General features: G+C 57.9%; 6 protein-coding genes. 4 read left to right on the top strand and 2 right to left on the bottom strand.

Going from position 1 to position 6,390, the window contains the following annotated elements:
* On the top strand, positions 1-657 hold a 657-nt coding region (locus NW828_RS04685), incomplete at its 5' end, for an energy transducer TonB (RefSeq protein ID WP_414381959.1).
* A 170-nt stretch (positions 658-827) separates the two neighbouring features.
* On the opposite strand, the gene NW828_RS04680 is transcribed toward NW828_RS04685, so the two are convergent.
* On the bottom strand, positions 828-1,535 hold the full coding sequence (locus NW828_RS04680; RefSeq protein ID WP_414381957.1) for an RNA-guided endonuclease InsQ/TnpB family protein: 708 nt from the start codon (positions 1,533-1,535) through the stop codon (positions 828-830).
* Between the two features lie 256 nt (positions 1,536-1,791).
* Here NW828_RS04680 and gcvT point away from each other — a divergent pair, with 256 nt between their 5' ends.
* Positions 1,792-2,916 carry a glycine cleavage system aminomethyltransferase GcvT gene (gene gcvT / locus NW828_RS04675; protein ID WP_414381955.1) on the top strand — a complete coding sequence of 375 codons (1,125 nt, stop codon included), beginning with the start codon at positions 1,792-1,794 and terminating at the stop codon, positions 2,914-2,916.
* A 9-nt stretch (positions 2,917-2,925) separates the two neighbouring features.
* Here the strand turns inward: gcvT and NW828_RS04670 are convergent, their stop codons facing one another.
* Positions 2,926-3,885 (bottom strand): sigma-70 family RNA polymerase sigma factor, encoded by a 960-nt coding sequence (locus tag NW828_RS04670; protein WP_011432772.1) that lies wholly within the window; start codon positions 3,883-3,885, stop codon positions 2,926-2,928.
* Between the two features lie 929 nt (positions 3,886-4,814).
* Here NW828_RS04670 and NW828_RS04665 point away from each other — a divergent pair.
* A complete protein-coding gene (locus NW828_RS04665) occupies positions 4,815-5,189 on the top strand; it encodes a DUF1257 domain-containing protein (protein WP_011432773.1) in 375 nt (124 codons plus the stop codon).
* A gap of 23 nt (positions 5,190-5,212) precedes the next feature.
* Positions 5,213-6,328 (top strand): pentapeptide repeat-containing protein, encoded by a 1,116-nt coding sequence (locus NW828_RS04660; RefSeq protein WP_414381952.1) that lies wholly within the window; start codon positions 5,213-5,215, stop codon positions 6,326-6,328.
* Positions 6,329-6,390: the final 62 nt, after the last annotated feature.

The raw sequence follows: 6,390 nt of genomic DNA, 5'->3' as shown, positions 1-6,390 counted from the left end.
CCGCCCCCTCCCACGCCTGTCCCCAGACCTACTCCGACCCAAACTCCACCGCCTGTGGCGGCTGCTCCCTCCCCAAGGCCCACTCCCCCGCCAACTGCGGAGCCCTTGCCCGTGCAGCCAAGCGAGCGGGTTTCGGATCCCAGCCAATTGGCTCCCGTTCCGCCCGCTCCGCAACCGGTGACAGAGGTTCTTCCCGCCCAGCGGCCCTCTGACTCTTCCCAGTTGGGACCTCCGGTCAGCGCTTCTGCTCCCAGCAATGGAGCCGGGATCCAGGGCAGTGGAGCTAGTGGATTGGCCAACCCCACCCAATCCGCTCCCAATCCCCCCAGTGTGGCAGCGCGGGCCAATGTGGATTGGGGTCCTTGGCTGGCCGCTTTGCAGCGGAAAGTGGAGCAAAATTGGATACCTGGGCAGACCGGTACCTCGCGCCGCACAGTGGTGATCTTTACAGTGGGTCGAGCTGGCGATCTGCAGAGCATTCGCCTGGGGCGCACGTCCGGCAGCCAACAAACAGACGATGCAGCGCTGACGGCTATCCAGAGGGCAGCTCCCTTCCTGCCGCTGCCTGAGGCTTACGAGGGCAACTCGGTGACAATTAATTTCACCTTCGATATCAACGTGCTGGGCCAGTTGACTGTAGGGGGATCCGCCAAGTAAACTACCCGACCCTGACTGCTTCGCGGTACAGAGTAGGCTTTTAGTAGCCCTGCAGTTAGTAAACTAACCACGGACCTCTGGGATGGTTTACGACACCCCCAATCGACCGTTACCAGTGCCTTAAACAACCGTTTCTGGTGTCCGCAGTATTATTATATCACATTATTATATCACAAGGCAAGTGAAGTTGTGTATTCCTCCCGATACTGACTTAATCTGCGCTGGTGCTGCTTTAACCTCCTTTCGCTGCGTCTGAGAAACTTTGGACACTCTACAGAGTTGCCGTTCTGGTCGGTGTAGAAAGCCTTCCAGCCCAAGTCAATGCCAATAACATTGCCTGTGTATTCTCCCTGCTCCTTGCGCTCCACATCCAAGCAGAACTGGGCATAGTACCCATCTGCCCTGCGTATCACCCGCACCCGATTGATTTTGGAGTTTAGGATATGGTGTCTTGCCTCACCATTGCAGTACAAGGCAAATGTTCCTGCGTTGAAGCCGTCGGTGAACGTGATGGACATGCCCTCAGGAGACAGCTTCCAGCCGGACAGCTTGTACTCGACCGACCGACAGTTCTTCTTGAACTGCGGATAGCCTTTCCTTGGCTCTTTGTTCTTGCAACGGCGGTAGAAGTTGGAGAGGGCAGACCAAGCTCTTTCGGCACTAGCTTGACGGGCGGCAGAGTTGAGCTGGCGGGCGAAGGGGAACTCTTTGGCCAAGTCCTTGCAGAGGGAATACAGAACCGCTTTGGTCGCGCCCCGGTTATCCATCCAGTACCGTAGACACTTGTTTTGCACAAACTGCGTAGTGCGAATGGCTTCATCCAGAGCTTGGTACTGCTCTGCTGTGCCGTTGAGCAGCTTGGCTTCTCTGACCAACATATTGCTATTTTAAAGTGCTACGCACCGCTACCGCGAACAGCGTTCCTGAAGGGATAAAACGGTCTGCGCCTTACATCCCTACCCTCAAGGGCAGGGCTTTACGGCGTTTTTTCGGTAAAACCGCAGGGAGCGCTCCAGGTTGCCGACGCGGATCATGGTGTGGAGAAGGCGCATGGCACAAGCTCCGAGAAATGGGCGATGCTGCACTTATTTTAGTCTTTGACCTTTTAGTCTTTAGACCGCTGAGGATCCCTTGATGAGCCAAACGCCTCTGCAACGCACCCCCTTGTTCTCCCTTCATCAAGCTTTGGGGGCGCGATTTGTCTCTTTTGCCGGCTGGGAAATGCCGCTGCAGTATCGGGGAGTGATAGCAGAACATCGGGCAGTGCGGGAGAGGGTGGGGACATTCGACATTTCCCACATGGGCAAGTTCACCCTCTGGGGGCCGGAGCTGGGATCCCACCTCAGCCGTCTGGTTCCCAGCGATCTGAGCGCCGTTCCTGTGGGATCCGGTCGCTACACCGTCCTGCTCAATCCACTGGGGGGCATTTTGGATGATGTCATCTTCTACCGGCATCCACCGGAGGGTGAGCTGGAGCACTGGAGCGTGATCGTCAATGCAGCTACCCGGCAGAAGGATTGGGATTGGCTCAACCACCACTTCCAAGGGATCCCCGGAGTCAACCTTCAGGATCACTCCGACACTCGGGTCTTGTTGGCGGTGCAGGGGCCGGCAGCCGAACAGGTTCTCCAGCCCTTTTTGGAGGGATCCCTGAAGGCTTTGCGCCGGTTTCAGCACGGTCAGTTTGCCGGAGCGGCGGGAGCCTTGGGAGAGTCTATCTTCGTGGCCCGCACTGGCTACACCGGAGAAGATGGCTTTGAAGTCATGCTCAGCCCCGAAGACGGCATCCGCCTTTGGGAGCAACTGATTCAGGCCGGCGTACAACCCTGTGGGCTGGGCTGCCGCGATACCCTGCGCCTGGAGGCTGCCTTCCATCTTTACGGGCAGGACATGGACGAGAGCACCACTCCCTTAGAAGCCGGCTTGGGCTGGTTGGTGAACAACCCAGGGGACTACATCGGCAAGCCCGCCATCGAAAGCCAACGGGAGCAAGGGATCCCTCGCCAACTGGTGGGGTTCCGCATGCTGCATCCGGCCATTCCCCGCAGCGGCTATGCCATCTGCGCTCCCAACTCCCCTGAGCCGATCGGACGGGTAACCAGCGGCACCCATTCTCCCAGCTTGGGCTATGGCATTGGCTTAGGCTATGTCGCTCCGGCTTGGGCCAAGGTGGGATCCCGGCTGGAAATTGAAATTCGGGGGCAGCGCCAGCCTGCCGAAGTGGTGAAAAAACCTTTCTACAGTGCTGCGCACCGCTGACGCAAACGGTTACAGGTTCCCGTTAACCCAGGGTTTGGCAGCTTTGGGCGTGGAGTATTCCTGTTGCAGCCGCCGCAATTTCCGCAAGGCCCGCCGCTCAATTTGTCGGACTCGCTCTCGCGAAAGGCCGATGTGCTCCCCAATTTCCCGCAGCGTTAGGCCCCTCGATCCATCCAGCCCATAGCGAGCCACGATCACCTGTCGTTCTCGTTCACTCAGTTGGCCCACCAGCGCGCGGACTTCCTCTCGACGGGCAAGCTGGGTTAGGTGTTCAACAGGGTCGTTGTCTTCATCTGGGATGAAGTGCTGCAGCTCGGTGCCGTCTTCATCCCCTACCCCCACATTCAAGGAACGCATCTCTGCCATGTGGCGGGTGATCAGCTCCCGGTAGTTATCGCCAATATCCAGAGAATCAAAAACTTCTTCCGCTTGGGGACGGGATCCCCTTTCGGCAGATAACTCGCGGTAGCGCCGCTTCACCTGGGAGACCTTTTCGTACATGTGGGCCGGCAGACGGATCATCCGCCCCTTGTTTTGGATGCCCCGGTTCACGCTTTGCCGGATCCACCAAGTGGCATAGGTGGAGAACTTGTAGCCACGGGTGGGATCGAACTTTTCCACGGCGCGGGTGAGGCCGATGGTGCCTTCCTGAATCAGATCCAGAAACGGCAAGCCGCGATTGCGATAGCGCTTAGCAATCGACACCACCAAGCGGAGGTTACACTCCACCATTCGTTTCTTGGCTGCTTCCCCCTGCCGCAGGATCTGCTGCAGCTCTGCCAAGGGGATCCCCAGCCGCTGGCTCCAACCTTCCACAGACTCATGGGGCTGCCGTTGCTCCAAGAGCGTCACCATCCGCTGCACCTGGTGAGCCAGGCGGAGCTCTTCTTCAGCGGTGAGCAACGAGTAGCGGCCAATCGTCTTTAAGAAACGCCCCACCGCATCTTGCAAGTCAAGACTTTCTGACATATCAAACCCCACACCATAAATTCATGTCCTGTCAGAATCTCTACTTCTCCTGCTGCATCGGGCCCTCTTCCTACACACGAAGCTGACCTTTCTGCAAACAGCACCTTATTCATACCAGCACAAAAGCCTTTTCGTAAAGGCTTTGACTTCGAAAAATCTAATCCAGAACTCGGTGTTTGACTCACTAAATTTATTGAGGCCGCTTCACTAGACACTACCGGCAGTGCTTTAAGTCCTTTTTTATTGAGTAGTAACTCTACCTTAAGTAGGAGGGAAGAGATCAACTATTTTATAAACTCAATCTTAAGTTCTAGATAGATTGAAAAAATTATTCCACTTGCTTGACCAGTTTTTGGTACCAAATCAGATCTTCAAGAGATCTTCAAGAGACAAAAAAGCAATTTTTTCATCCAATTTGTGGGACTAGAGATGAGTATTTTTGTTCGCAGAGCCATCGGAAAAGCTTACTTGGCAAGGCACAGCAAGGGTCATCGGCGGGTTTTTGGAACGGCTTGGGGCTGGTTTGGTACCTCATCGCCGGCAATTCCAGCCGGAGACAGACGAGAACAGATCCCTGTGGGACAGATTTTTGCTGCTGCCTCCAAAAATAGTGGAGACTATCGTCAATTCTTGACTTTAGACGCTAGATGTAGATCCAAGATTTCTGTGTTACCGAACACGCCAGGCGCGGATGCCTCAGCCTTGGTGCTCCGTACCGCTATCGCGAATGCCGCAGCGCGCGCCTACATAAGAAGGCAGGTCAGGCCAGCCCAGCGACCCTCCAGGGTGTGTTGCACTCCTGCGGGAGAAAGGGGGAGCTGCGTTCCGCTCGCTCAACCCACCGCAGGATGGTTTACATTTCTTCCACCACCCCAAGGGCGCTTTATAGTGAGGATCCGGTCTCCATCGGTCAAAGGATTGGAAGGGCCATGTCTCACTTCACCACCCTGCAAGTGCAAATCAAAGACGCCGATCTCCTGGAAGAGACTCTGAAGGAATTGGGCTACGCTGTGCAGCGGAATGCCAGCCTGCGGGGCTATCTCTGGAACCGCACCCGCGCCGATCTGGTGATCCGGCAAAAGAATGGCTTCGACATCGGGTTTCGTCGCAACGGGGATCACTACGAGCTGGTGGCCGATCTGTGGGGGGCGGGCATCGATCCCAAGACCTTCCTGGAGCCGATTTTGCAGCGCTACGCCCACAAAAGTTTGCTGCGCTCAGCCCGTGAGCAGGGCTATACCATCGAGGCCGAAGAAGTGCTGGAGGATGGCACCATCCGCGTGGTGGTGGGGCGTTGGCTATAAGCCAGGTTCATCGGGATCTGCCCATGGTAGGTAAGCCTCAGCCGGCTGTCAGAACTGGCCAGGGATCCCGGCCCCAACCTTGGGATCTGGTGTTGGGGGGGCAAACGGCAACCGGGAGCGCCCCTGCCCACGCCTTGGTGTTGGGAGGTATCGAGGGGGCGCGGAGACGACTCACCCACAGCGATGAAGCCGTGCGCTTGGCCACCCTGCCCCAGTTGCTGCAGTACGGGTCGGCGGGCCTGGCCGAACTCATTGAAGCCCTCGCCGGCAATAGCTCTTGGGCAGTCCGCTTGGCAGCTTGGCGGCTGTTGTCTCAGCTTGGCCAGCCGGAGGCAGAACGGGCCTGTCGCACCTACAGCCCTTTTCGCCCGGTGGGGGGAGCGCAAGGGGTGATCGTGGCCTATCGGCGGGGGGAGCGGGATTTTGCCTATGCAGACCTGGAGGGAGCCGACCTTCAAGAAGCACGGCTGGGGGGGATCAACCTGTGGGAGGCCAACCTGAGGCGGGCCAACTTGCGCTTTTGCAACTTCAACGGCGCCCGGCTGCGGCAAACGGATTTGCGCCAAGCGGATTTGCAAGGGGCCAAGCTGAGCGGAGCCGACTTACAGGGAGCCGACCTGCGGGGATCCGACCTCAGAGGGGCCAAGGTCAGCGGCACCAGCCTGCGGGGATCCCAGCTTTCGGAAGAGACCCACCTGGAAGAACGGGTGCGCCACATTTGGCAGTTGCAAAACTGGGGGGGACAGGGGCAAGATTTCTCCGGCCAAGACCTGAGCAAAGCCGATCTGCGAGAACTGGTGCTCTGTCAGATCCGGCTGAGGGGAGCGGATCTGAACCGGGCCGATCTGCGCGGATCCAACCTGGAGGGAGCGGACTTGGGGGGAGCCAACCTACAGCGGGCGGACTTGCGGGGGGCCAACTTGCAAAATGCCGACCTGGAAGGGGCCAATCTCAGCGGCGCCGAGCTGCGTCAGGCCCAGTTTCAGGGGGCTAACCTGCGGCGGGCCGATGTCAGCGGGGCCAACCTAACCCAAGCCAACCTGGAAGGAGCTCAGATCGAAGGGTTAAAGCACAGCGGATCCCGGATTGCCGGCCTGATCTTTCCCGACGGCACCCCGATCAAGCCCTGGTGGTGGTAACAGGTGCCTACCGCTCACCCAATGAGCCAAATCCAAAGGAATCCCAAGATCCCCCGGCAATT

Source organism: Synechococcus sp. W55.2 (assembly GCF_047461635.1).
Classification (GTDB): Bacteria; Cyanobacteriota; Cyanobacteriia; order Thermostichales; family Thermostichaceae; genus Thermostichus.
This window is presented reverse-complemented; position numbering and strand designations above follow the sequence as displayed.